Annotated in this window: 23 protein-coding genes; 18 read left to right on the top strand and 5 right to left on the bottom strand. The window is 62.2% G+C overall.

Features of this window, described 5'->3' with window-relative positions; all coding sequences use genetic code 11:
* Positions 1–161: 161 nt before the first annotated feature.
* From fadB to CW305_RS14150, 5 genes are all read left to right on the top strand, one after another.
* On the top strand, positions 162–2,309 hold the full coding sequence (gene fadB, locus CW305_RS14170) for a fatty acid oxidation complex subunit alpha FadB (RefSeq protein WP_104098183.1): 2,148 nt from the start codon (positions 162–164) through the stop codon (positions 2,307–2,309).
* Between the two features lie 18 nt (positions 2,310–2,327).
* Positions 2,328–3,503, top strand: a complete 1,176-nt coding sequence (gene fadA, locus CW305_RS14165; protein WP_003285577.1) for an acetyl-CoA C-acyltransferase FadA — start codon at positions 2,328–2,330, stop codon at positions 3,501–3,503.
* A gap of 134 nt (positions 3,504–3,637) precedes the next feature.
* Entirely contained in the window at positions 3,638–3,871 is a 234-nt protein-coding gene (locus CW305_RS14160) for a DUF1653 domain-containing protein (protein ID WP_014820599.1), read from the top strand.
* A gap of 288 nt (positions 3,872–4,159) precedes the next feature.
* Positions 4,160–6,763, top strand: a complete 2,604-nt coding sequence (gene topA, locus CW305_RS14155) for a type I DNA topoisomerase (RefSeq protein ID WP_104098182.1) — start codon at positions 4,160–4,162, stop codon at positions 6,761–6,763.
* A 136-nt stretch (positions 6,764–6,899) separates the two neighbouring features.
* Entirely contained in the window at positions 6,900–7,418 is a 519-nt protein-coding gene (locus tag CW305_RS14150) for a DUF6586 family protein (RefSeq protein ID WP_104098181.1), read from the top strand.
* Between the two features lie 17 nt (positions 7,419–7,435).
* Here the strand turns inward: CW305_RS14150 and CW305_RS14145 are convergent, their stop codons facing one another.
* Positions 7,436–8,275, bottom strand: coding sequence for a DMT family transporter (locus tag CW305_RS14145; RefSeq protein ID WP_104098180.1), 840 nt, complete (start codon positions 8,273–8,275; stop codon positions 7,436–7,438).
* Positions 8,276–8,488: 213 nt separating this feature from the next.
* On the opposite strand from CW305_RS14145, the gene CW305_RS14140 reads away from it, so the two are divergent.
* Positions 8,489–8,725 carry a hypothetical protein gene (locus CW305_RS14140; protein WP_014820595.1) on the top strand — a complete coding sequence of 79 codons (237 nt, stop codon included), beginning with the start codon at positions 8,489–8,491 and terminating at the stop codon, positions 8,723–8,725.
* 73 nt (positions 8,726–8,798) lie between these two features.
* Here the strand turns inward: CW305_RS14140 and sulA are convergent, their stop codons facing one another.
* The gene (sulA, locus tag CW305_RS14135) at positions 8,799–9,275 is read right to left on the bottom strand and encodes an SOS-induced cell division inhibitor SulA (RefSeq protein ID WP_014820594.1); all 477 of its coding nucleotides are present in this window, start codon (positions 9,273–9,275) and stop codon (positions 8,799–8,801) included.
* A gap of 11 nt (positions 9,276–9,286) precedes the next feature.
* A complete protein-coding gene (gene lexA / locus CW305_RS14130; RefSeq protein WP_014820593.1) occupies positions 9,287–9,895 on the bottom strand; it encodes a transcriptional repressor LexA in 609 nt (202 codons plus the stop codon).
* Between the two features lie 208 nt (positions 9,896–10,103).
* Here lexA and CW305_RS14125 point away from each other — a divergent pair, with 208 nt between their 5' ends.
* The 8 genes from CW305_RS14125 to CW305_RS14090 all read left to right on the top strand — a co-directional run bounded on the left by CW305_RS14125 (position 10,104) and on the right by CW305_RS14090 (position 17,071).
* Positions 10,104–10,811 carry a TetR/AcrR family transcriptional regulator gene (locus CW305_RS14125; RefSeq protein WP_014820592.1) on the top strand — a complete coding sequence of 236 codons (708 nt, stop codon included), beginning with the start codon at positions 10,104–10,106 and terminating at the stop codon, positions 10,809–10,811.
* 39 nt (positions 10,812–10,850) lie between these two features.
* Positions 10,851–11,375, top strand: a complete 525-nt coding sequence (locus tag CW305_RS14120) for a L,D-transpeptidase (protein WP_104098179.1) — start codon at positions 10,851–10,853, stop codon at positions 11,373–11,375.
* A 15-nt stretch (positions 11,376–11,390) separates the two neighbouring features.
* Entirely contained in the window at positions 11,391–12,389 is a 999-nt protein-coding gene (gene nagZ / locus CW305_RS14115) for a beta-N-acetylhexosaminidase (protein ID WP_104098178.1), read from the top strand.
* A gap of 24 nt (positions 12,390–12,413) precedes the next feature.
* Entirely contained in the window at positions 12,414–13,151 is a 738-nt protein-coding gene (locus CW305_RS14110; RefSeq protein WP_023445660.1) for an S-methyl-5'-thioinosine phosphorylase, read from the top strand.
* A 144-nt stretch (positions 13,152–13,295) separates the two neighbouring features.
* Positions 13,296–13,793 carry an LEA/WHy family protein gene (locus tag CW305_RS14105; protein ID WP_036999573.1) on the top strand — a complete coding sequence of 166 codons (498 nt, stop codon included), beginning with the start codon at positions 13,296–13,298 and terminating at the stop codon, positions 13,791–13,793.
* A gap of 7 nt (positions 13,794–13,800) precedes the next feature.
* Positions 13,801–13,989, top strand: coding sequence for an SEC-C metal-binding domain-containing protein (locus CW305_RS14100; RefSeq protein ID WP_003302497.1), 189 nt, complete (start codon positions 13,801–13,803; stop codon positions 13,987–13,989).
* A gap of 7 nt (positions 13,990–13,996) precedes the next feature.
* Positions 13,997–14,458: a DUF2489 domain-containing protein gene (locus CW305_RS14095; RefSeq protein WP_003302495.1), complete on the top strand. Its 462-nt coding sequence runs from the start codon at positions 13,997–13,999 to the stop codon at positions 14,456–14,458.
* A 75-nt stretch (positions 14,459–14,533) separates the two neighbouring features.
* Positions 14,534–17,071 (top strand): penicillin acylase family protein, encoded by a 2,538-nt coding sequence (locus tag CW305_RS14090; protein WP_104098177.1) that lies wholly within the window; start codon positions 14,534–14,536, stop codon positions 17,069–17,071.
* 20 nt (positions 17,072–17,091) lie between these two features.
* On the opposite strand, the gene tsaA is transcribed toward CW305_RS14090, so the two are convergent.
* Both tsaA and trpB read right to left on the bottom strand, forming a co-directional pair.
* Entirely contained in the window at positions 17,092–17,799 is a 708-nt protein-coding gene (gene tsaA / locus CW305_RS14085; protein ID WP_104098176.1) for a tRNA (N6-threonylcarbamoyladenosine(37)-N6)-methyltransferase TrmO, read from the bottom strand.
* A 112-nt stretch (positions 17,800–17,911) separates the two neighbouring features.
* Positions 17,912–19,120, bottom strand: a complete 1,209-nt coding sequence (gene trpB, locus CW305_RS14080) for a tryptophan synthase subunit beta (RefSeq protein ID WP_042922094.1) — start codon at positions 19,118–19,120, stop codon at positions 17,912–17,914.
* A gap of 129 nt (positions 19,121–19,249) precedes the next feature.
* Here trpB and CW305_RS23220 point away from each other — a divergent pair, with 129 nt between their 5' ends.
* The 4 genes from CW305_RS23220 to betA all read left to right on the top strand — a co-directional run bounded on the left by CW305_RS23220 (position 19,250) and on the right by betA (position 24,864).
* A complete protein-coding gene (locus tag CW305_RS23220) occupies positions 19,250–19,513 on the top strand; it encodes a hypothetical protein (RefSeq protein ID WP_125861777.1) in 264 nt (87 codons plus the stop codon).
* A gap of 30 nt (positions 19,514–19,543) precedes the next feature.
* Positions 19,544–21,610 carry a choline transporter gene (locus CW305_RS14075; protein WP_014820583.1) on the top strand — a complete coding sequence of 689 codons (2,067 nt, stop codon included), beginning with the start codon at positions 19,544–19,546 and terminating at the stop codon, positions 21,608–21,610.
* A 93-nt stretch (positions 21,611–21,703) separates the two neighbouring features.
* Complete coding sequence (gene betB / locus CW305_RS14070) at positions 21,704–23,176, top strand: betaine-aldehyde dehydrogenase (protein WP_104098175.1); 1,473 nt, start codon at positions 21,704–21,706, stop codon at positions 23,174–23,176.
* 14 nt (positions 23,177–23,190) lie between these two features.
* Positions 23,191–24,864, top strand: a complete 1,674-nt coding sequence (betA, locus tag CW305_RS14065; RefSeq protein WP_104098174.1) for a choline dehydrogenase — start codon at positions 23,191–23,193, stop codon at positions 24,862–24,864.
* Positions 24,865–24,941: the final 77 nt, after the last annotated feature.

Raw genomic sequence — 24,941 nt, 5'->3', positions numbered from 1 at the left:
GACCCAAATCAAACGGGCGTATGAATCGAGCGTTTGCCAGAGCAGATGCCGATCACCCGGATTATCGTGTCGGTGGGTGTCGTTCGCCGCGAGGCGCGGTCGAGTCAGGGCCGAAGACGTGAGACACGTAACGTTCAGCTTCCATACCTGGAGATCAGTTGATGATTTACGAAGGTAAAGCCATCACGGTTAAGGCTCTTGAGAGCGGCATCGTCGAATTGAATTTCGACCTCAAGGGTGAGTCCGTCAACAAATTCAATCGCCTCACTCTCAACGATCTGCGCCAGGCTGTCGACGCCATCAAGGCCGACGCTTCGGTCAAGGGCGTGATCGTCACCAGCGGCAAGGACGTGTTCATCGTCGGCGCCGATATCACCGAGTTCGTCGACAACTTCAAGTTGCCCGATGAAGAGCTGGTTGCCGGCAACCTCGAAGCGAACAAGATCTTCAGTGACTTCGAAGACCTGGGCGTGCCCACCGTGGTCGCCATCAACGGCATCGCCCTGGGTGGCGGTTTCGAGATGTGCATGGCCGCTGACTATCGCGTCATGTCCACCGCTGCCAAGGTCGGACTGCCGGAAGTCAAGCTGGGCATCTACCCGGGCTTCGGCGGAACCGTGCGTCTGCCGCGCCTGATCGGTGTGGACAACGCCGTCGAGTGGATCGCCTCCGGCAAGGAAAACCGTGCTGAAGACGCCCTCAAGGTGCACGCGGTCGATGCCGTCGTCGCTCCGGAGAAGCTCCAGGAAGCTGCTCTGGACCTGGTCAAGCGCGCCATTTCTGGCGAGCTGGACTACAAGGCCAAACGCCAGCCGAAGCTGGACAAGCTCAAGCTCAACGCCATCGAGCAGATGATGGCCTTCGAAACCAGCAAGGCTTTCGTGGCTGGCCAGGCCGGCCCGAACTATCCGGCCCCGGTTGAAGCCATCAAGACCATCCAGAAAGCCGCCAACTTCACCCGTGACAAGGCCATCGAAGTCGAGGCCGCCGGCTTCGTCAAACTGGCCAAGACCTCGGTTGCACAGAGCCTGGTCGGCCTGTTCCTCAGCGATCAGGAACTGAAGAAGAAGGCCAAAGCCTACGACAAGCAGGCGCGTGACGTGAAACTGGCTGCCGTACTTGGCGCTGGCATCATGGGCGGCGGCATCGCCTACCAGTCGGCCGTCAAGGGCACGCCGATCCTGATGAAGGATATCCGTGAAGAGGGTATCCAGATGGGCCTGGACGAGGCCTCCAAGCTGCTCGGTAAGCGTGTTGAAAAAGGTCGTCTGACCGCTGACAAGATGGCTCAGGCGCTCAACGCGATCCGCCCGACCATGTCCTACGGCGATTTCGGCAACGTCGACATCGTCGTCGAAGCCGTGGTCGAGAACCCGAAGGTCAAGCACGCCGTGCTGGCCGAGGTGGAAGGGCACGTTCGCGAAGACGCGATCATCGCCTCCAACACCTCGACGATCTCCATCAATTACCTGGCCCAGGCGCTCAAGCGTCCGGAAAACTTCTGCGGCATGCACTTCTTCAACCCGGTACACATGATGCCGCTGGTGGAAGTGATCCGTGGCGAGAAGACCAGCGAAGTGGCTATTGCTACCACCGTCGCCTACGCCAAGAAGATGGGCAAGAGCCCGGTCGTGGTCAACGATTGCCCGGGCTTCCTGGTCAACCGCGTGCTGTTCCCGTACTTCGGCGGCTTCGCCCGCGCCATCGCCCACGGTGTCGACTTCGTTCGCGCTGATAAGGTGATGGAGAAGTTCGGCTGGCCCATGGGCCCGGCTTATCTGATGGATGTCGTCGGCATGGACACCGGCCACCACGGCCGTGACGTGATGGCTGAAGGCTTCCCGGATCGCATGAAGGACGACACCCGCACGGCTGTCGACGTCATGTACGAGGCCAACCGTCTTGGCCAGAAGAACGGCAAGGGCTTCTACGCCTACGAGATGGACAAGAAGGGCAAGCCGAAGAAGGTCGTCGATGCCGAGGCCTACGAGCTGCTCAAGCCAATCGTTGCCGAGACTCGCGAGCTGTCCGACGAGGACATCATCAACTACATGATGATCCCGCTGTGCCTGGAAACCGTGCGCTGCCTGGAAGACGGCATCGTCGAGACCGCTGCCGAAGCCGACATGGGCCTGATCTATGGCATTGGCTTCCCACCCTTCCGTGGTGGTGCGCTGCGCTACATCGATTCGATCGGCGTCGCCGAGTTCGTCGCGATGGCCGACAAGTACGCCGACCTGGGCCCGCTGTACCACCCGACCGCGAAGCTGCGCGAGATGGCTGCCAACGGCCAGCGCTTCTACGGTTAATCGAGGGAGAGAGAATTCATGAGCCTGAATCCAAGAGATGCAGTCATCGTCGACTTCGGTCGCACCCCGATGGGGCGCTCCAAGGGCGGCATGCACCGTAATACCCGCGCTGAAACCATGTCCGCACACCTGATCGACGGCGTGCTGGCGCGCAACCCGAAGATCGACCCGGCCGAAGTCGAGGACGTGATCTGGGGCTGCGTGAACCAGACCCTCGAGCAGGGCTGGAACATCGCCCGCATGGCTTCGCTGATGACGCGTATCCCGCACACCAGCGCCGGCCAGACCGTGAGCCGCCTCTGCGGTTCGTCCATGAGCGCCCTGCACACTGCCGTGCAGGCCATCCAGACCAACAACGGTGACGTGTTCGTCATCGGTGGTGTGGAGCACATGGGCCACGTCAGCATGATGCACGGCGTCGACCCGAACCCGCAGCTGTCGCTGTACGCCGCCAAGGCGTCCGGCATGATGGGCCTGACTGCCGAAATGCTGGGCAAGATGCACGGCATCACCCGCGAGCAGCAGGACGCCTTTGGTGAGCGTTCGCACCGTCTGGCGCACAAGGCCACGCTGGAAGGCAACTTCAAGGATGAAATCATCCCGATGGAAGGCTACGACGAGGACGGTTTCCTCAAGGTCTTCGATTACGACGAAACCATCCGTCCGGACACCACCCTGGAAAGCCTGGCTGCGCTGAAGCCTGCGTTCAACCCGAAGGGCGGCACCGTGACTGCAGGTACTTCCTCGCAGATCACCGACGGCGCGTCCTGCATGATCGTCATGTCCGCCCAGCGCGCCAAGGATCTCGGCATCCAGCCGTTGGCCGTGGTTCGCGCCATGGCACTGGCTGGTGTCGACCCGGCAATCATGGGTTACGGCCCGGTGCCGTCCACCCAGAAGGTGCTCAAGCGCGCCGGTCTGACCATGGACGACATCAGCCACGTCGAGCTGAACGAAGCCTTCGCTGCACAGGCACTGCCGGTGCTCAAGGACCTCAAGCTGCTCGACAAGATGGAAGAGAAGGTCAATCTGCACGGCGGCGCGATCGCCCTGGGTCACCCGTTCGGCTGCTCCGGTGCGCGCATCTCCGGCACCCTGCTGAACGTGATGAAGCAGAACAACGGCACGATTGGTATTGCCACCATGTGTATCGGTCTGGGCCAGGGGATCAGTACGGTCTTCGAACGCGTCTAACAGACAGATGCAAATGACTGCGCTAGGCTGACAGCCAATCTCGCGACTGAGCGGGAATATAATTGTTAGCCGGTGCATGGAAGCCGGGGCCTGGTGCCCCGGTTTTTCTTTTTTGTATTTGTGTGGAGGTAGGCATGCAGTTGCAGCCGGGGCGTTATCGCCATTACAAGGGGCCGGAATATCGTGTGTTCGCTGTTGCGCGGCACTCCGAGACCGAGGAGTCGGTGGTGTTCTACCAGGCGCTGTATGGGGAACGTGGACTCTGGGTGCGCCCGTTGTCGATGTTCATCGAGACTGTCGAAGTCAACGGCGAAACGGTCCCGCGTTTCGCATTGATCGAAGCCGAAACGAGCGTTTTCGAAGGTTGAGCTGGCTAGCGGCCACCAGGTCCGCGCTTGACCTCACCTCCATCGCCACTATATATAGCGGTGCTTTTCAGACAGAGCTTAAACCTTGCTGTTCGCTGGATGGCATCGAACGGCTGCTCTGATTCGCACCAGGCGGAGCCGGGCAGGGCGTTTTTTCTGTCAGGTCGGCCCGTTCGCAAAACGCGCACTAACGTACGCTGATGCCTTGCCGTTTAGCGCCGGTGCGGGTATTCAAACTGTCGGAGGCGCCGCCTCTGTTCACCTCTAGATTCAGGAACTCTCCTCTCCATGGGTAAATCGCTGGTCATCGTGGAATCACCGGCCAAGGCCAAGACAATCAACAAGTATTTGGGCAACCAGTACGTGGTGAAGTCGAGTATCGGCCATATCCGCGACCTTCCTACCAGCGGCTCTGCCAACAAGGAGCCGGTCAAGCGCGGCAAGGCTGCGGCCGCCGAAGCGCCTGCGCTGTCGCCGAAGGAGAAGGCCAAGCGTCAACTCATCACCCGCATGGGGGTCGACCCGGAGCACGGCTGGAAGGCCAAGTACGAGATCCTGCCCGGCAAGGAAAAGGTCATCGAGGAACTGCGCCGTCTGGCCAAGGAAGCCGACACCATCTATCTCGCGACCGACTTGGATAGAGAGGGGGAGGCCATCGCCTGGCACCTGCGCGAGTCGATTGGCGGCGACGACAGCCGTTACAAGCGCGTGGTGTTCAACGAGATCACCAAAAAGGCGATTCAGGAGGCTTTCTCCAAGCCTGGCGAACTCGATCTGAACCGGGTCAACGCACAGCAGGCGCGTCGTTTCCTCGATCGGGTGGTTGGCTACATGGTGTCGCCGCTGCTCTGGGCGAAGATCGCTCGCGGGCTTTCCGCCGGCCGAGTGCAATCGGTAGCGGTGAAGCTGGTGGTCGAGCGCGAGCGTGAGATTCGCGCCTTCGTTCCGGAAGAATACTGGGAAGTTCACGCGGACCTGGCGAATGCGCAGCAGGCCAAGGTGCGTTTCGAGGTCGCGCGTGAGAACGGCGAAGCCTTCAAGCCGCTGAACGAAGCCCAAGCCACCGCTGCACTGGAGAAACTCAAGGGCGCGCAGTACAGCGTCAGCAAGCGCGAAGATAAGCCGACGAGCAGCAAGCCCTCGGCCCCCTTCATCACTTCGACCCTGCAGCAGGCGGCGAGCAATCGCCTCGGCTTCGGTGTGAAGAAGACCATGATGATGGCTCAGCGCCTGTACGAAGCCGGTTACATCACCTACATGCGTACCGACTCGACCAACCTTTCCGCTGACGCGATCAGTATGGTGCGCGGTTTCATCGAGAGCGAGTTCGGCGACAAGTACCTGCCGGAAAAACCGAATGTCTATTCGAGCAAAGAAGGCGCGCAGGAAGCGCACGAGGCGATTCGCCCGTCCGACGTCAACCTGCGCCCGACCCAGCTTTCGGGCATGGAACGCGATGCCGAGCGTCTGTACGAGCTGATCTGGCGCCAGTTCGTAGCCTGCCAGATGCCGCCGGCACAGTACCTCTCCACCAGCGTGACCGTCGCTGCCGGCAATTTCGAACTGCGCGCCAAGGGCCGCATCCTGAAGTTTGACGGTTACACCAAGGTCATGCCGCAGCAGAGCAAGGCCGGTGAGGATGACGTGTTGCCGGAGATGAACAAGGGCGACGACATGAAGCTGCTCAAGCTCGACCCGAGCCAGCACTTCACCAAGCCGCCAGCGCGCTACTCCGAAGCCAGCCTGGTCAAGGAGATGGAGAAGCGCGGTATCGGCCGGCCGTCCACCTACGCCGCGATTATCTCGACCATCCAGGACCGCGGCTACGTCTCGCTGCACAACCGCCGTTTCTATTCGGAGAAGATGGGCGACATCGTCACCGAGCGCCTGTCCGAGAGCTTCAACAATCTGATGGACTACGGTTTCACCGCCGGCATGGAAGAGCATCTGGACGACGTCGCCCAGGGGGAGCGCGACTGGAAGCACGTACTGGACGAATTCTACGGTGACTTCCGCAAGAAGCTCGAGGTTGCCGAGGCCAGCGAGAACGGCATGCGTGCCAATCAGCCGACCGTGACCGATATCCCGTGCAAGGTCTGCGGTCGGCCGATGATGATCCGTACCGCTTCCACCGGCGTGTTCCTCGGTTGCTCCGGCTACAGCCTGCCGCCGAAGGAACGCTGCAAGTCCACCGTCAACCTGGTTCCGGGCGACGAGATCGCTGCCGATGACGAGGGCGAGTCCGAGTCTCGCGTGCTGCTTGGCAAGCACCGCTGTCCGATCTGCAGCACCGCGATGGATGCCTATCTGCTCGACGAGACGCAGAAGCTGCATATCTGCGGCAACAACCCGGATTGCTCGGGTTATGAGATCGAGAAAGGCCAGTACCGCATCAAGGGCTATGAAGGCCCGAGCCTGGAATGCGACAAGTGCGGCAGCGAAATGCAGCTCAAGACCGGTCGCTTCGGCAAGTTCTTCGGTTGTACCAACGCCGAATGCAAGAACACCCGCAAGCTGCTGAAAAATGGCGAAGCCGCGCCACCGAAGATGGATGCGGTGAAGATGCCCGAGCTCAAGTGCGACAAGGTCGACGACACCTACGTACTGCGCGATGGCGCTTCCGGTCTGTTCCTGGCTGCCAGTCAGTTCCCGAAGAATCGCGAAACCCGCGCGCCGCTGGTGCGTGAGCTGATCCCGCACAAGGACGAGATCGATCCCAAGTACCACTTCCTGCTCGATGCGCCGCAGAAGGATCCGGAAGGCCGCTTCGCGGTTATCCGCTTCAGCCGCAAGACCAAGGAGCAGTACGTGCAGACCGAAGTGGACGGTAAGCCGACCGGCTGGAAAGCGTTCTACGACGGCGGCAAGTGGAAGGTCGAAGACAAACGCTGATTTCTTTGCGGTCGACCGCTCAGCAGACCGGCTGCACCGAGTGCGTTCTTCAGATTGGCTGACACTTCGTCAGCCGATCTGGTTCGGCAACCTGTGAAGGTCCATTCTCTGTCCATCTTCTTTCGGAGAGCATGCCATGGCTCACGAGCTCTACACACGTACCAACCAGAAGATCTTCTTCGCCGGTTTGTCACTGGAAAGCTGGCGCAAGGCCGAAGAATCTGCCTCGATGAATTCTCAAGGTTTGATTCAGGCCGAACGTGAGGCCTGCCTGTTCCACCTTTACGGCGCCTTGCTTGGACTGTGCCATGAGATCGCCGGTTACTACCGATCGCCCGGTGCGGATGCGCCTGTCGTCGACGCATTTCTGACCCGCAGCGTGCTCGAGGCTGCGCCGAGCCCGGAACTCGCCGAATTGCTGGAATTGTCGGAGCAGCCAAGCACCTGGCTCGGGCAGTTGCTTACCGCCTACAAGCAGCTCTCCCAGCCGCCACGCGCTCCTGCCAAGGCCAAGACTGATCCGCGCCAGCCGTTGATCGAGGCAGTCAGTGTCGAGGACGATGTGCCACCGCTGTCGCGCGTCGAGCTGGAAGCCTGGCGACAGAACCTCAAGGGCCTGGCATTACGTTTTCGTGAGTCGCTGACCGAATGGTGACACTCGGGACCGTGGCGTCAGCCGCGGTGCCTGATACTCAGGACCATGGCGATGCCGCCGAGAATCGCCGCACCTGAGATGATCAGCGTTGCCGTCAACGCTTCACCCAGCAGCACAGTCCCGGCGATGGCTGTGAGTAACGGAACGCTGAGCTGGACGCTCGCCGCCTGTATTGCCGCAAGACCGGGCAGCGCCGCGTACCAGATGGCGTAGCCGACGCCAGAGGTCAGCGCCCCGGAGAGCAGGGCGTACACGATTCCTGGCGCATCCCATTGCTGCTGGCCAAGTGTCACCAGACAAAGCACTGCGGCCAGCGGCACGGCCTTGATGAAATTGCCCGCAGTTGCTGCAAGGGGATTGCTCGCGCCCCGTCCACGCAGCGAATAGATGCCCCAGGCGACACCGGACAGCAGCATGAGCAGTGCGCCGTCCAATGCCGGCGCGCTGCTTCCCGGCAGCAGCAGAATCAGCAATCCGCTCAATGCCAACAGCAAGCCGACAATCTGCCAAGCGCTAAAGCGCTCGCCCCGCAGCAATCCCCAAGCAAGCATGCTCAACTGCACCGCGCCGAACAGCAGCAGGGCGCCGGCTCCGGCATCCAGGTTGATATAGGCGTAGGAAAAACTAGCGGCGTAGACGAACAGCGCCAAGGCGCTGAACAAATCTCCGCCCTGCGACTGTTTCGGCGTGCCGATTCGCAACAGTAGCCAGAGCGTGAGCGCTCCGGCCAGTATACGGAGGCCGGTGAAGCTGGCCGGGTCAATAGCGGTGTCTCGCAAGGCGATACGGCATAGGATCGAGTTGCCGGCAAATGCAAGCATGGCCAAGGCGGTAAGCAGCAAGGTGCGGGTTGTCATACACAATCCTTATCGAGCGCCGGCGCGCGCTTTTTTTTGTGCATGCTACGTGTCGGTATCCATAGCCGCATCGTTTTGTTGGTCGGGCAACGCACGGCTGCATGATGCTGCTACCTATCGGGGTGTTGCTAGCGAAAGGAGCTTGAGGCCTGCAAAGGCTGTCCTGAGGCTGGTCGGCTGCTACAATGGACGCCTTTCACGCGGAGCTGATCCATGCCTACATCTTTTCTGGAAATCGTCGAGCTACCTGACGGGCGCATCGTGCTTCGTCGTGCCGAGGACGAAGAGGTGTTGGTCACGCTGAATTTTTCGGAAGACGCCAAGCTATTTCTACAGGGGCAGCACGTCGAGATTGCCAAGGCGATGTTCAATGTCGGCGTTCAGATGGCCGGTCGCATGTCGGAAGGGGATTTCGAGCGTGACGATGAAGAGCCACGTGTTCTGCACTGAGTGAGCTATTGCTCGAGCGCTATAGCTTCAGGATTCCATCTGCGATTTTCAGCACGTCCCTGTGCCGTGCGGTTCAACATCCGAGACGAATATTCAGACTCTGAGCTGCGCCCAGGCTGGCGGCTGCGCATAGTTTGCTACGTGTTGCCCCATCGAGCTGATCAAACCAGCTGACCACGGTATGGCTGCACCCCGAGGCCAGGGCTTTGCAGGCGAGTTCCATCGCGCCCTCGGCGTCGCGTGGCTGCAGCAGGATGATGCGTTCGCGATTCAGACCGCACTTGCGCAGCCAGTTCTGCGAAAGGAAAGCAGGCGGGGCAATCAGCGTCAGCCAGCGGCTGTCCGCTGCATCGCCGAGTTCACGCAGGATCGGGGCAAGCAGCAGGTGGCAGTGCTCGCTGCTGCCGCTCAGGCTCAACTCGCTCAGATATTCCTTGTCCTGCTCGGGTTTGTTGCGTGGTTTCAGGTTGCCAAACGGTGCCAGGCTTTGCGCAATGACGCCGTCGAACAACGAAAGTTGGGGCCGGGAAGTGCTGGTCTGGTACTGCATGAACCTTCTCCTTAGCGGCGGATTACGCCGACACTCAAGCCTTCTATCACCAGTTCCTGCTGTTCGAGGTCGACCTCGATGGGCGCGAACTCGGGGTTTTCAGCCAACAGCCAAACCTTCTTGCCGTCACGCTTGAAACGCTTCACCGTGACTTCGTCACCGACGCGAGCAACCACGATCTGGCCGTTGCGGGCCTCGCGGGTGGTGTGCACGGCCAGCAGGTCGCCATCGAAAATGCCGACGTCCTTCATGCTCATGCCGTGGACACGCAACAGATAATCGGCGCGCGGATGGAAAAACGCGGGGCTGATCTGGCAGGATTCTTCGACATGTTGCTGCGCCAGAATCGGCGCGCCGGCAGCAACGCGGCCGATGATCGGCAGGCCATTTTCGGATGCGGCGGGTTCGAAGTCCGGAATACGTATCCCGCGAGACGCCCCGGGCGTCATCTCGATAGCGCCCTTGCGGGCAAGTGCCTTGAGATGTTCTTCGGCAGCGTTGGGTGACTTGAAGCCGAGTTCCTGAGCGATCTCTGCGCGAGTGGGTGGATACCCATTGTCTTCCAGGCAGCGCTTGATGAACGCGAGGATTTCCGTCTGGCGAGGCGTCAGCTTGATCATGTCGGTCTCTGTTCTTTTATACAGTGACTGGGATTATATACAGTGATCCGGCCTTGGCAACGAATGATTATGATGGTTTTGAAAGCACATCCGGCGTGCTCCGTGGTCTGTCTGCGACAATGACGCTAGTGCCACAAGGCGTTTCGTGGTTGACTTGCCGGTCGGTGAAACGTAAGTTTCAAACAGTTGTTTGTCTTTCGGAGGGGGCATGGCGCAGTCGGAAACAGTTGAGCGCATTCTTGATGCAGCGGAACAGCTGTTCGCGGAAAAAGGCTTCGCCGAAACCTCGCTTCGCCTGATCACCAGCAAGGCTGGGGTCAACCTCGCGGCAGTGAACTATCATTTCGGTTCGAAGAAGGCGCTGATCCAGGCGGTGTTCTCGCGTTTTCTCGGGCCATTCTGTGCCAGTCTCGAGCGTGAACTGGATCGACGCGAGGCATTGACCGACAAGAAGGACACGCTCGAGGAACTGCTGGAAATCCTCGTCGAGCAGGCCTTGGCGGTCAAACCGCGCAGCGGCGATGATCTGTCCATCTTCATGCGCCTGCTGGGCTTGTCTTTCAGTCAGAGCCAGGGCCACCTGCGCCGCTATCTGGAAGACATGTATGGCAAGGTGTTCCGTCGCTACATGCTCAAGGTGCATGACGCGGCGCCGGCCATTCCGCCCATCGAACTGTTCTGGCGTGTGCACTTCATGCTTGGTGCGGCGGCATTCAGCATGTCGGGTATCAAGGCACTGCGCGCTATTTCCGAGAACGATTTTGGCGTCAGAACCTCGATAGAGCAGGTCATGCGTATGATGGTGCCGTTTCTCGCGGCCGGCATGCGCGCCGACAGTGGCATTGATGACAACACGCTGGCGGCGGCGCAACCGATCGCGCGGCGCAACGCGGCGGCTATCCCGGCGAAGGCTTGAGCTACAAGCCTGCCGGGTGATCGGCTAAGCTAGCCGCCCATGGCATTTCTCGATCTTCTGCATATTTCCATCGCCGATCAGCAGCTCTATGGCTTCGCCGAGGGGCAGCTGCGTCTGCGTTTTCCTGTCTCTACTGCACGCAATGGTGTGGGCGAGCTGAACGGTTCCGGTTGCACGCCACGCGGTTTGCATCAGGTGCGCGCGCGGCTCGGTGACGGTTTGCCTCAAGGTGCGGTGTTGCGTGGGCGGCGCTGGACAGGGGAGGTATGGTCCCCTGAGCTTCACGGAATTTCTCCCGGTCGTGACTGGATCCTGACCCGGATTCTCTGGCTCAGCGGGTGCGAGCCTGGAGTCAATCGCCAGGGGCAGGTCGATACCTTCCGCCGTTACATCTACATTCACGGCACCCCCGATTGTGAGCCGATGAGCGTGCCTCTTTCCCACGGTTGCATTCGCATGCGCAATGCCGACCTGCTGCAACTCTTCCCATTGGTGCCGCCTCACTGTGCGGTGCGCATCGACGAGGCGCCCTGTCCCGATTGGGCTGCCGCTGAACTCGAATAAGGATTCCTTCTGCATATGCACGGTTCACTGATGCTGGACATTGCTGGTACCTGGTTGACTGCCGAAGATCGCCAGCTGCTTCGCCAGCCCGAGGTCGGCGGGCTTATTCTGTTTGCCCGAAACATCGAGCACTCGCGCCAGGTCGACGAGCTGTGTCGATCGATTCGAGCCGTGCGGCCAGACCTGCTGTTGGCGGTGGACCAGGAGGGTGGCCGCGTTCAGCGGCTGCGCAAGGGTTTCGTACGGCTTCCGCCGATGCGCGAACTTGCGCGCTGCTCCGACGCGCCGCGGCTGGCGGAAGCCTGCGGCTGGGTGATGGCGACCGAGGTACTCGCTGCGGGCCTGGATTTCAGCTTCGCACCGGTTCTCGATCTTGACCACCAGCGCAGTGCCGTGGTGGGAACGCGTGCATTCGAAGGCGATCCGCAGGCCGCCGTAGTGCTGATCGACGCGTTCATCCGTGGCATGCACGCGGCGGGTATGGCCGCAACCGGCAAGCACTTTCCCGGTCATGGCTGGGCCGAGGCGGACTCCCATGTCGCGATCCCGGTCGACGAACGAAGTCTTGACGAGTTGCGCCGCTGTGATCTGATTCCCTTCCAGGCGCTGAGCGGCACGCTCGATGCGATCATGCCGGCGCACGTGATCTATCCTCAGGTCGATGACCAGCCCGCAGGTTTTTCGCGGCGCTGGCTGCAGGACATCCTGCGTAACGAGCTCGGCTTCAAGGGCGTGATCTTCAGTGACGATCTGTCGATGGCGGGCGCGCACGTCGCCGGCGATGCGGCCGATCGCATCCAGGCAGCACTGGTTGCCGGCTGTGACATGGGGCTGGTGTGCAATGATCGGGCGGCGGCTGAACTGGCGTTGGCTGCGCTGCAGCGCCTCAGCGTCACGGCGCCGCCTGCGCTTTCGCGTATGCGCGCTCGTCAGGAGTACGCTGCTGAGTACAAGCAGAATCCGCGTTGGCTTGACGCCATTGGCGCGCTCAAGGCCGCCGACCTGATTGACTGACCCTTTTTCTTCCAAGGAATACCCATGACTGTCCATGCCATCATCGGCGGCACCGGCCTGACTCAGTTGAGCGGCTTCAAGATGCAGCGCGCGCAGCTCATCGATACGCCCTACGGGCGCCCGTCCGGTGAAATCCTGCGTGGCGAATACAGCGGCCGAGAGGTGCTGTTCCTTGCACGGCATGGCCATCCGCACCGCATTCCGCCACATCAGGTGAATTACCGAGCCAACTTATGGGCGCTGAGGCAGGCCGGGGCGGAGGCGATTCTTGCAATCAATGCGGTCGGTGGCATCCATTCGGCCATGGGCTCCGGACATTTTTGCGTACCCCATCAGATTGTCGATTACACCTACGGTCGCGAACACACCTTCTTCGAAGGCGATATAGATCACGTGACCCACATCGATTTCAGCTATCCCTATGACGAAGCGCTGCGCGAGCGCCTGATCGGCGCACTCGCAGCCGAGGGCTATGCGTTCAGCAGCCACGGTGTGTATGGCTGCACGCAGGGTCCGCGGCTGGAAACCGTAGCGGAGATCACCCGTATGGAACGCGACGGCTGCGACATCGTCGGTATGACCGGAATGCCCGAGGCTGCGCTGGCGCGCGAACTCGATCTGCCTTATGCCTGCCTGGCGCTGGTGGTCAATCCGGCGGCCGGCAAGGCGAGCGGGGTGATCACCATGACCGAGATCGAGGCGGCACTGGCTGCCGGCATAGGCAAGGCGCGACAGGTCCTCGCAAACGTGCTGGCGACGTGAGTGATCCGCGGCGCACTGCAATGCGGGAGCGCTTTGTCTGAAACGTCGTTGTCATATTGCGGCCTGAGACTGGTATTTTTGCGGTGGCCCCCGTTGCGGCAAGCATGCTGCTTGCTACACTTGGCCGTCCTTTGGAGTACCGGAATGTTTTGCCAGGCACACACAATAAGAATTCTTAGAACCGTCGTGTTGCTCTGCCTGCTTGGCGGCATGGCCGGATGCTCGACCTGGTTTTCGGGCGATTTCAAGGACCCTACGGTCGAGCTCACCAAGGTCGATATCATCAAGGCGCGGCTGCTGGAACAGCAATTCATGCTGCGCTTTCGTATCGACAACCCCAACGATCACAGCCTGCCGGTGCGCGGGCTGATCTACAAAGTCCATCTCAACGACGTGGAACTGGCCAGCGGCGAGTCCAGTGGCTGGCTGACAGTACCTGCCAACAGTTTCGAGTACTACGAGGTGCCGGTTCACACCAATCTCTGGCGCCATATGAAGTACATCGTGCGTTTGCTGGAGAAGCCCGACCGGCCGATCGCCTACCGCTTGGCCGGTGAGCTCAAGACAGGGCTGATGATGGGCCGGCGCGTGCACATTTCCAACAATGGCGAGATAATCCCGGGCAACTTTATTCCGGAGTAGTACTCAGATGAGTCAAGAACCCCACGTACACGGTCCCGACTGCAACCACGATCACGACCATGACCATCATCACGTTCATGGCCCGCATTGCAATCACAGCCACGAACCTGTACGCAATCCGCTGAAGGACGTTGGTCGCAACGATCCGTGCCCTTGTGGCAGCCAGCAGAAGTACAAGAAATGCCACGGCGCCTGAGCCTGTCATGACCCTCGCCATCGGTCTGTTCGTCATCGCCGCGCTGCTGATTGCTGCGCTGGGTGGCTATGCGCTGTATCTCTGGCGGCGTGTCTGGCGCAACGAGCGGTTGCAGGCAGAGGCGCGGACGCAGCAGCAGACCGCGCTGGCGGAGGATCTGCGAATCCTTGCCAGCTGCCTGCTGGAGGAGCAAGTCCCGCTCATCGAAGGGGCAATCCGCATCAAGGTGCTGCTCGACAACTATGATGTGGCGCTGGGGCAGCATCCTCGTTGTCAGGTCTTCCAGCAGCTGTTCGAAGCCACCGAGCAAGTGCCGACCCATGCGGCCTGGAAGGCGCTGGACAAGCAGGAGCGGCGCCGACATGAAGCGCAGTTCAGTGCCCTCGAGCTGCAGCACAAGGCCGAGGCTCGGCGTTCGGCCCGTTGGCTGCTCGACGAAGCTCTGCCAAAATCCCGCGACGCGGCCTGATCGACCGATCTTCTTCGCCGCGCGCCCTCTAATCTGTCAGTACCATCCCTTGCCAAGCTCGCTCAGGAGTCTTTGATGTCTCTGCGTCTGCCGTTCGCCCTGGTTCGCCTGACGCTGGGGGCCGCGCTCGGCCTGGCCGGCCTGGGCGGTTGTCAGGCCTATCTCGATAATCGCTACAGCGCCAGCCTGCCGCCACCGCAGGGCATTCAGCCGCTGACCGGCCTGGCAGGCAGCGCGAGTATCCGGCGCAATTCGCTGGGCATGCCGCTGATCGAAACCTCGTCGTTCCACGATGCGCTGTTCGCCATGGGTTACGTCCACGCCACCGATCGTCTGAGCCAGATGGTCAGCCTACGGCTGATGGCTCAAGGGAGATTGGCGGAGATGGTTGGCCCCGGCGTGTTGGAGAGCGACCGCTTCATGCGCGCGGTGAATCTGCGCCAGAGCGCCGAGCTGCTCTATCGCGAGTCCTCGCCGCGGATGAAGAAGTTCTTCGAGGTCTACGCCCGCGGCGTGAACGCCTACCTGTATCGCCATCAGGACAAGCTGCCGATGGACCTTGCCGAGTCCGGCTACAAGCCTGAGTACTGGAAGCCCGAGGACTCGGTGCTGGTGTTCTGTTTGCTCAACTTCGGGCTTTCGCAGAATCTGCAGGAAGAAGTGGCGGCGCTGCTGCTGGCGCAGAAGGTGGGTAGCGATAAGCTCGCCTGGTTGCTGCCGATCTATCCGGACGAAGCATTGCCGTTCGCCGAAGCCGACAAGCTCAAGGGACTCGCGCTGGGTGGATCGGTACCAGGGCTGGCGGCGATCGAGCAGGCGGCGCAAAACTTGGCATCGTTGACCCCGACTGGGATGGCTGCGTCGAACAACTGGGCCATTGCCGGCAGCAACACCCGTAGCGGCAAACCGATTCTGGCCAACGACACGCACCTGCCGCTGTCGATGCCTTCGTACTGGAATTTCATGCAGGTCCGCGCACCGAAGTTCCAGGCCGCGGGTGTCACCATCGCCGGGGTGCCCGCAGTGGTCGCCGGTTTCAACGGCAAGCTCGGCTGGGGCATGACCATGGTGATGGGCGACAATCAGGACCTCTATCTCGAGCAGGTGCGCCGCGAAGGCTCGCGGCTGATGTACCTGGCCGATGGCAAGTGGCTGCAGGCCCGCGAGCGGCACGAAACCTACTTCGTCAAAGGCGAGCGGCCGATTCGCGAGACCATCTACGAAACCCGTAATGGGCCTCTGCTGAACACGGCGCTCGGCGAGCACAAGCACCCCTTGCAACCGCTACAGCTCCGCAGTGGTTACGGCCTTGCGCTGAAAACCACGCAGCTGGAGGCCGATCGCACCCTGGATGCCTTCTTCGATCTGTCCCGCGCGCAATCGGTGGATCAGGCCTTCGAGGCGACCCGCGAAATTCGTGCGACGGCGCTGAATCTGGTGTTTGCTGACCAGCAGGGAATCGGCTGGCAGGTCACCGGACGCTTCCCAAATCGTCGCGAGGGATTGGGGCTGGTGCCGTCGCCGGGTTGGGACAATCGTTATGACTGGGACGGCTTCGCTGATCCGATGCTGCATCCCTACGACCAGGATCCTATCCAGGGCTGGCTCGGCACCGCCAACCATCGCAGTGTACCGCGCGGTTACGGGATGCAGCTTTCCAGCTCCTGGTATGGCCCCGAGCGCTATGAGCGCCTGGCGGAACTGGCGGGGCGGGGCAAGCATGACACCCGCAGTACCATCGCGATGCAGTACGACCAGGTCACGCCGTTCGCCGTCAAGCTCAGGGCAATGTTCGAGGCGCCGGGCATGGCCGAGCCGTTGCGCAAGGCGATCGATGCACTGCCGGCCGCCGAACGCAGCAAGGCGCGAGAAGCGCTGGATCGACTGATGGCGTTCGACGGCAAGCTCGCTGCGGATTCGGCCGATGCTGCGCTGTATGGCGCTTTCCTGCACGAAAGCGCACGGCAGACGTTCCTCGACGAGCTTGGGCCGGAAGATACGCAGGCGTGGCGAGCGCTGGTGCAGACGGCTAACACGTCCTACTCGGCGCAGGCGGACCATTTGCTCGGACGTGAAGACAGCCCGTTCTGGAACGACCAGCGGACTGCGCAAACCGAAGACAAGCCGGCGATTCTGGCACGCAGTCTTGCTGGTGCGGTGAGTCTGCTGGAAGGCCGCCTGGGCAACGAGCGCAGCGCCTGGCAATGGGGCAAGCTGCACACTGCCAGTTGGACCTCCGGCGCGACGCAGTTGGCGCCGCATATGCCGGCCAGCCAGCGGAGCAAGATCAACGCTATCGGCAGCTACCTGGATCGCGGCCCCTTTGCCATGGGCGGCGACCACAGCACGCTGAATGCCTCGGCCTATCACCTGGGAACGGACTTCGATACCTGGCTGATCCCGGCGATGCGCATCATCGTCGACTTTGGCCGCGACGAGCCGATGATCGGCCTCAACAGTTCAGGCCAGTCGGGCGATCCGGCCAGCCCGCACTACGCCGATGGTATCGACGCGTGGATGAAGGCGAACTACATGAGTTTCCCGTTCAAGACGGAGAATCTCGACAAGGTCTACGGCAACCGGCGTCTGTTGCTGACGCCCGCCGGCAAGTGAGGAGGGACGCCGCGCCGGCCCTACGCCGGTTGCGGCGCTGCTGGCGCGACTTCCAGAACGCGGATCACGCCTGGCGTCGGGTAATGCCAGCGCACGTCCACATCCCAGAACTGCGCGCCGTATCGCCGTTCCGGTTCGGGTTTCTGATAGGCCGGGCGCGGGTCCTGCGCCAGGCACTGTTCGATAAGTTCTACCAATGGCTCGTCGAGGCGCTGCGCTTCGCGGCGAGCTTGCACCAATCCGGCGTCCGACCATTGCACCTCGATCAACCCTGGCGCGTCGGCGGCCATCTCGTTGCGTGCATCAGGCAGCGCGTCGGCGTAGGGCACGTAGGGTTTGATGTCCAGCACCGGGGTGCCGTCCAGCAGGTCGATGCCGGAAATGAACAGCCGATCCGATTCGACGCGATCCAGCCTGACAACCGATTGGCCGATACCGTTGGGCCTGTGGGTCGCGCGGGTAGCGAACACGCCGACCATGCGATTGCCGCCGAGGCGAGGCGGGCGGACCTTGAGGCGGGGCTTGCTTTCCAGCGCCTGATGGAAAAGAAACAGCAGCCACACGTGGCTGACCTGCTCGAGCCCGGCCACCGCCTCCCCGCTGTCGAACGGCGGCAGCAGTTCCAACACACCGCGTGCGGCTGGTGCCAGGCTGGGCTGGCGGGGGATTGCGAACTTCTCCTTGAAGCAGGAGCGGACGTAGCCGATAGGCGAGACGCTGTGATCCATGAAGGCGGGCCTGGGAAGCAGTCGGGCGGCTGCGCATCTTACCCGCTACGGCCGCCGGTTGCGCTTACGGCCGGCCGACGCGCATATGCAGCGTCGGCCAGCCACGCGGGCGCTACAGACCGAGCAGGTTGGCGACGTAATCGGCATCCTTGTCGCCGCGGCCGGAGAGGTTGACGAGTATATGGCTTTCCTTGCTCAGCGTCGGTGCGCTGCGGATGGCCCAGGCCACTGCGTGGGCGCTTTCCAGGGCCGGGATGATGCCTTCGACGCGGGAAAGGGTCATAAAGGCGTCGAGGCATTCCTGGTCGGTCGCGGTCTGGTAGTTCACCCGACCTAGATCCTTCAGGTAGCTGTGCTGCGGGCCGACGCCAGGGTAGTCCAGGCCGGACGCAATCGAGTGCACCGCAGACGGGTTGCCATCGGCATCCTCCAGCACATAGCAGGCCATGCCATGCAGTTCGCCTGGCTTGCCTTTGGACAGCGTGGCCGAGTGGCGGCCGGGCTTGTCCAGGCTTTCACCCGCTGGCTCGATACCGACCAGCTCGACCGCGGCATCTTCGAGAAAGGCGGTGAACATGCCCATGGCATTCGAACCACCCCCGACGCAGGCAACCACGTGATCGGGCAGGCGGCCATGTTTGGCGAGGAACTGCTCGCGGGCTTCGGTGCCGATGATCGACTGGAAGTCGCGGACCATCTTCGGGAACGGGTGCGGGCCGACCACCGAGCCGATGGCGTAGATGTAGTTGTGCGGGTCCTTCAGGTATTCCTCGAAGGCGCTATCCACCGCTTCCTTGAGCGTCGCGGCGCCGCGGGTGACCGCTACCAGCTTGCAGCCGAGGATCTTCATCTTGGTGACGTTCGGGTGTTCCTTCTCGATGTCCACCTGGCCCATGTGGATCTCGCAGGGAATGCCGACCAGCGCGCAGGCGGTAGCCAGGGCAACCCCGTGCTGGCCGGCGCCAGTCTCCGCGATCACCTTCTTCTTGCCCATGAATTTGGCCAGCAGCGCCTCGCCTAGGCAGTGATTGATCTTGTGCGCGCCGGTGTGGTTCAGGTCTTCGCGCTTCAGATAGATCTGCGCACCGCCGAGCTGCTCGGACAGCCGCCGCGCATGGAAGATCGGGCTTGGCCGACCCACGTAGTCGGCGAACAGTGCGGCCAGTTCCTGCTGGAAGTCATCACGCTGGCGAATTTCCTCGTAGGCGAGGTTGATGTCGTCCATCGCCTGCTTGAGGTGCGGTGGGACCAGCTGGCCGCCATAGGGGCCGAAATATCCGTTGGCGTCGGGCATGGCGGTGAAGCGAGGATCGGACGACATGAACTCATCTCTGCAGGTGGAATGGGAAGAAGGATGCTGCTACGCGGGGCCGATCATAAGTCAGCGCACAATCGCTGAAAACGCCGAGCGGGGGCGGAGCGCTGCGCCGCTCGTGGCGAGGCGATTCGCATGACCGAAGGCGCGGATCAAGGCGCTTGGGATGGTGCCGATTTCGCCGTGATTCGCGAAATTGACACTTATCGTGTAGGATGCACGCCGACTTCGCCATTATGGGAGCATGATTCAACTTTCATTTTTGTCGGCAGCAGCTTGCCGACGGGCATGGCTGTCATCAGTACGGCCGCTATGCATGCCCATCCCGCCCTTGGTGCGCAGCAATTTCGAAAGATTTGCCCGCCACCTGCCGCAATACGTCGCACCGCGATGTCGTAAAAGCCAGAACAAGTTCAGGAGATAGAACTGATGAACGAGGCTGAGCTCTCGCCCAATGATTCCGAAGCGCCGGCTGACCGGATCAATCCCGTAGTTTTCTACGGTTCTGCAATCGCTATCGTGGCGTTTGCCATATGGACGATGTTCTTCACTGATCGCTCCCAAGCGGTCATCAACACGGTACTTGGCTGGATATCCGACACCTTCGGCTGGTTCTACTTTCTCGCCGTGCTGGTCTACCTGCTCTTCGTGGTGATCGTGGCTACCAGCCGCTACGGCAAGATCCGCCTCGGGCCGGATCATTCCAAACCCGAATTCAACGTGGTCACCTGGGCGGCGATGCTGTTTTCCGCCGGGATCGGCATCGACCTGCTGTTCTTCTGCATCGCCGAACCCATCACCCAGTTCCTCGAACCGCCGGTAGGCGAGGGCGGAACCACCCAGGCCGCGCGCCACGCCATGGAGCTGACCTTCCTGCACTGGGGCCTTTCCGGTTGGGGTGTCTATACCCTGGTCGGCATGTCGCTGGCGTATTTCAGCTTTCGCCAGGGCTTGCCGCTGTCGATCCGCTCATCGCTGTATCCGATCTTCGGCAAGCGCATCTACGGCCCCATCGGACATACCGTCGATACCGCCGCGGTGCTGGGCACGGTGTTCGGCATCGCTACCAGTCTCGGCATCGGCATCATCCAGCTCAACTTCGGCCTCAACTACATCTTCGGCATACCGGAAGGCACGCTCACCCAGGCGGTGCTGGTGGTGCTGATCGTGGTGTTCTCGGCAATCTCGGCGGCGACCGGGGTCGAGCGCGGGATTCGCCGGCTTTCCGAATTCAACATGCTGCTGGCGGTCCTGCTGCTGCTGTTCGTGCTGGTGGTCGGCGATACGGTGTTCCTGCTCAACGCGCTGGTGATGAACGTCGGTGACTACTTCTCCAACTTCATAAGCCTGTCGCTGGACACCTACGCCTACCGCCGACCGACCGACTGGCTGAACGCCTGGACAGTGTTCTTCTGGGCCTGGTGGATCGCCTGGGGGCCGTTCGTGGGCCTGTTTCTGGCGCGTATTTCCCGCGGTCGCACCATCCGCGAGTTCGTCATCGGCACGTTGCTGCTGCCGCTGGCCTTCATGATGGCCTGGATGTCGATCATGGGTAACAGTGCCATCGAGATGGTCATGGGCGGCGCCCTCGAATTCGGTCAGCAGGCGGTGAGCAACCCTGGCTCGTCGATCTATCTGTTCCTGCAGAGCCTGCCCTGGGCCGGTCTCACTACCATCGTGGTGACCATCCTCGCCATCGTGTTCTTCGTCACCTCCGGCGACTCCGGCTCGCTGGTGCTGTCGAACTTCACCTCCATCCTCAAGGATGTGAACAGCGATGCACCGGTGTGGATGCGCATCCTCTGGGCGGCGATCATCGGCATTCTCACCCTGGCACTGCTGATCGCGGGCGGCCTGACCGCGCTGCAGGGCACCGTGGTGATCATGGGGCTGCCGTTCTCCATCGTCCTGCTGTTCATGATGTACGGGCTGTTCAAGGCATTACACGTCGAAGGCGTCATGGCCGACAGCTACCAGAAGAGCCTGTCCGGCTATCTGTCCGGGCGCGCTACGCTGGAGCACACGCAGATGAACTGGAGTCAGCGCCTGTCGCGGGCGATGAGCTTCCCCAGCCGTTCGCAGATCCGTCGTTACCTGAAGGACGTCTGCAAGCCGGCGATGGAGGAGATTCAGAAGGCGCTCGGCGAGAAGGGCGTGCCGGTGGAGATCGTCGAAGGCGAACCGGGCAACGAGCACCTGGCGCTGCACGTCAATCTGGGCAGCGAGCAGGACTTCACCTACCAGATCTGGCCGGTGCGCGGCACCATGCCGTCCTTCGCCCTGCGCACGCAGAGCAGCAACGCCGACTACTACCGGCTCGAGGTGCATCTGCGCCAGGGCAGCCTAGGCTACGACCTGATGGGCTACTCGCGGCGCCAGCTGATCGAGGACATCCTCGACCACTACGAGCACCACATGCACTTCCTGCATCTGCAACGCGAGAACGGCGGTGGTGAAAGCGGCATGCCCAATCCGGGCGCGGCGCCGACACCCTGACCCTGCACGCCTCGGGCGATCCCCAGGGCGTTCCAATCATGTTGCGGCAGCGTCGATCCGCTGCCGCCACGAACAGTACGAACGAGGTAGAACATGGCCCGTTTCCCACGGCAGCAACTCTATATCCATGGCGGCTACGTCGACGCCAGCAGCAACCAGACCTTCGAGAGCATCAACCCGGCCAACGGCGAAGTCCTGGCCGAAGTGGCGGAGGCCGGTGCGGCCGATCTGGAGCGCGCGGTTGAAAGCGCCGAGCAGGGGCAGCGCATCTGGGCGGCGCTGACCGGCATCGAACGGGCGCGAATCATGCGTCGCGCGGTCGATCTGCTGCGCGAGCGCAACGACGAGCTGGCGCTGCTGGAAACCCTGGACACCGGCAAGCCGCTGAGCGAAACCCGCAGCGTCGACATCGTCACCGGCGCCGACGTGCTGGAGTACTACGCCGGCCTGGCTCCGGCCATCGAGGGCGAACAGATTCCGCTGCGTGACAGCAGTTTCGTCTATACCCGGCGCGAACCGCTGGGCGTGGTGGCCGGCATCGGCGCCTGGAACTACCCGATCCAGATCGCCCTGTGGAAAGCCGCACCGGCGCTGGCTGCCGGCAATGCGATGATCTTCAAACCCAGCGAAGTCACCTCGCTGAGCGCGCTGAAACTGGCGGAGATCTTCAGCGAAGCTGGGCTGCCCGATGGCGTGTTTAACGTACTGACCGGCAGTGGCGCCGGTGTCGGGGCGCTGATCACCGAGCACCCGCGCATCGCCAAGGTGTCGTTCACCGGCGGCGTGGCCACCGGCAAGAAGGTCATGGCCAGTGCGGCGGCGTCGTCGCTGAAGGACGTGACCATGGAGCTGGGCGGCAAGTCGCCGCTGATCATTTGCGAAGATGCCGATCTGGACCGCGCGGCCGACATCGCGGTGATGGCCAATTTCTTCAGCTCCGGCCAGGTGTGCACCAACGGCACGCGGGTGTTCGTTCCGGCCGGTCTGAAAGCGGCGTTCGAGGCCAAGCTGCTGGAGCGCGTGCAGCGCATTCGCCTTGGTGATCCGCAGCAGGAGGAAACCAACTTCGGTCCGCTGGTCAGCTTCGCGCACATGAACAACGTGCTCGACTACTTCGCCAAGGGCAAGGCCGCCGGTGCGCGGGTGCTCTGTGGTGGCGAGCGGGTGACCGACGGCGAGCACGCCAGGGGCGCCTTCGTCGCGCCCACGATCTTCACCGACTGCAGCGACGACATGACCATCGTGCGCGAGGAGATCTTCGGCCCTGTGCTGAGCCTGCTCGAATACCAGGACGAGGACGAAGTCATCCGCCGCGCCAACGACACCGAGTACGGCCTTGCCGCCGGCGTCGTCACTACCGATCTGGCGCGGGCGCACCGCATCATCCATCGCCTTGAGGCTGGCATCTGCTGGATCAATACCTGGGGTGAATCGCCGGCGCAGATGCCAGTCGGTGGCTACAAGCAGTCTGGCATCGGCCGCGAAAACGGCATCGCCTCGCTGGCGCACTACACCCGGGTCAAATCGGTACAGGTAGAGCTGGGCGAGTTCGCCTCGGTGTTCTGAGGGAGGTTTGAACCATGGAATATGACTACATCATCATCGGCGCCGGCTCGGCGGGTAACGTGCTCGCCGCGCGCCTGACCGAGGACGCCGACGTCAGCGTGCTGCTGCTGGAAGCCGGCGGCCCGGACTATCGGCTGGACTTCCGCACCCAGATGCCCGCAGCACTGGCGTATCCACTGCAGGGCACCCGCTACAACTGGGCCTACAAGACCGACCCCGAGCCGCACATGAACAACCGCCGCATGGACTGCGGCCGCGGCAAGGGCCTGGGTGGTTCTTCGCTGATCAACGGCATGTGCTACATCCGCGGCAACGCCCTGGACTACGACAACTGGGCCAAGACTCCGGGGCTGGAGGACTGGACCTACCTCGACTGCCTGCCGTACTTCCGCAAGGCCGAGTCGCGTGACATCGGCCCCAACGACTACCACGGCGGCGACGGCCCGGTCAGCGTGACCACACCCAAGGCAGACAACAACGAGCTGTTCCACGCCATGGTGGAAGCGGGCGTGCAGGCCGGTTATCCCCGTACCGACGATCTCAATGGCTTCCAGCAGGAAGGCTTCGGCCCGATGGATCGCACCGTGACGCCCCAGGGCCGGCGCGCCAGTACCGCTCGCGGTTATCTGGATCAGGCCAAGGAACGGCCGAACCTGACCATTCGCACCCATTCCGTCACCGACCGTGTGCTGTTCGAGGGCAAGCGTGCCGTCGGCGTTCGTTACCTGCGCGGCCGCGAGCAGCCACAGGTGGCGCGTGCGCGCCGTGAAGTGCTGCTGTGCGGCGGCGCCATCGCCTCGCCGCAAATCCTGCAGCGCTCGGGAGTTGGCCCTGGCGCGTTGCTGAAGAAGCTCGGCGTCACGCTGGTGCAGGAGCTGCCCGGCGTCGGCCAGAACCTGCAGGATCACCTGGAGATGTACCTGCAGTTCGAGTGCCTGAAGCCGGTGTCGCTGTACCCGGCGCTCAAGTGGTGGAACCAGCCGGCCATCGGCGCTGAATGGCTGTTCCTCGGCAGCGGCATCGGTGCCAGCAACCAGTTCGAGGCCGGCGGCTTCATCCGCAGCAGCGACGAGTTCGAATGGCCGAACATCCAGTTCCACTTCCTGCCGGTGGCGGTCAGCTACAACGGCAGCAATGCCCACAACGGCCACAGCTTCCAGGCCCACGTCGGCTCGATGCGTTCACCCAGTCGCGGGCGCATCGAGATTCGCTCCACCGATCCACGGGTCGATCCGAGCATCCTGTTCAACTACATGGCCCACGAGCAGGACTGGCGCGAGTTCCGCGATGCCATTCGCCTCACCCGCGAGATCATCGCGCAGCCTGCGCTCGATCCCTACCGTGGTCGCGAGCTGAACCCGGGCGTGGACGCGCAGAGCGATGCCCAGCTGGACGCCTTTGTCCGCGAGCACGCGGAGACGGCCTATCACCCGTCCTGCTCCTGCAAGATGGGTACGGACGATATGGCCGTGGTGGACGGGCAGGGTCGCGTGCATGGGGTGGACGGGTTGCGTGTGGTGGATGCCGCGATCATGCCGCAGATCATCACCGGCAACCTCAACGCCACCACCATCATGCTGGCCGAGAAGATCGCCGACCGGATTCGCGGTCACGAGCCGCTGCCGCGCAGCACGGCGAGCTACTACGTGGCCAACGGCGCACCGGTACGGCAACCACCGCAGCGTTGACGAGCCCGCAGCCCGGCAGTGAAAAAGGCTTCGCCGTTTTCCACGCTACGCTGCCGAGGACTTGTCTTGCAGAAATG

Origin of the sequence: Stutzerimonas kunmingensis, assembly GCF_002929225.1 — a bacterium.
Classification (GTDB): domain Bacteria; phylum Pseudomonadota; class Gammaproteobacteria; order Pseudomonadales; family Pseudomonadaceae; genus Stutzerimonas.
The sequence above is the reverse complement of the archived record's forward strand: the minus strand, read 5'-3'. Positions and strand labels throughout refer to the sequence as shown.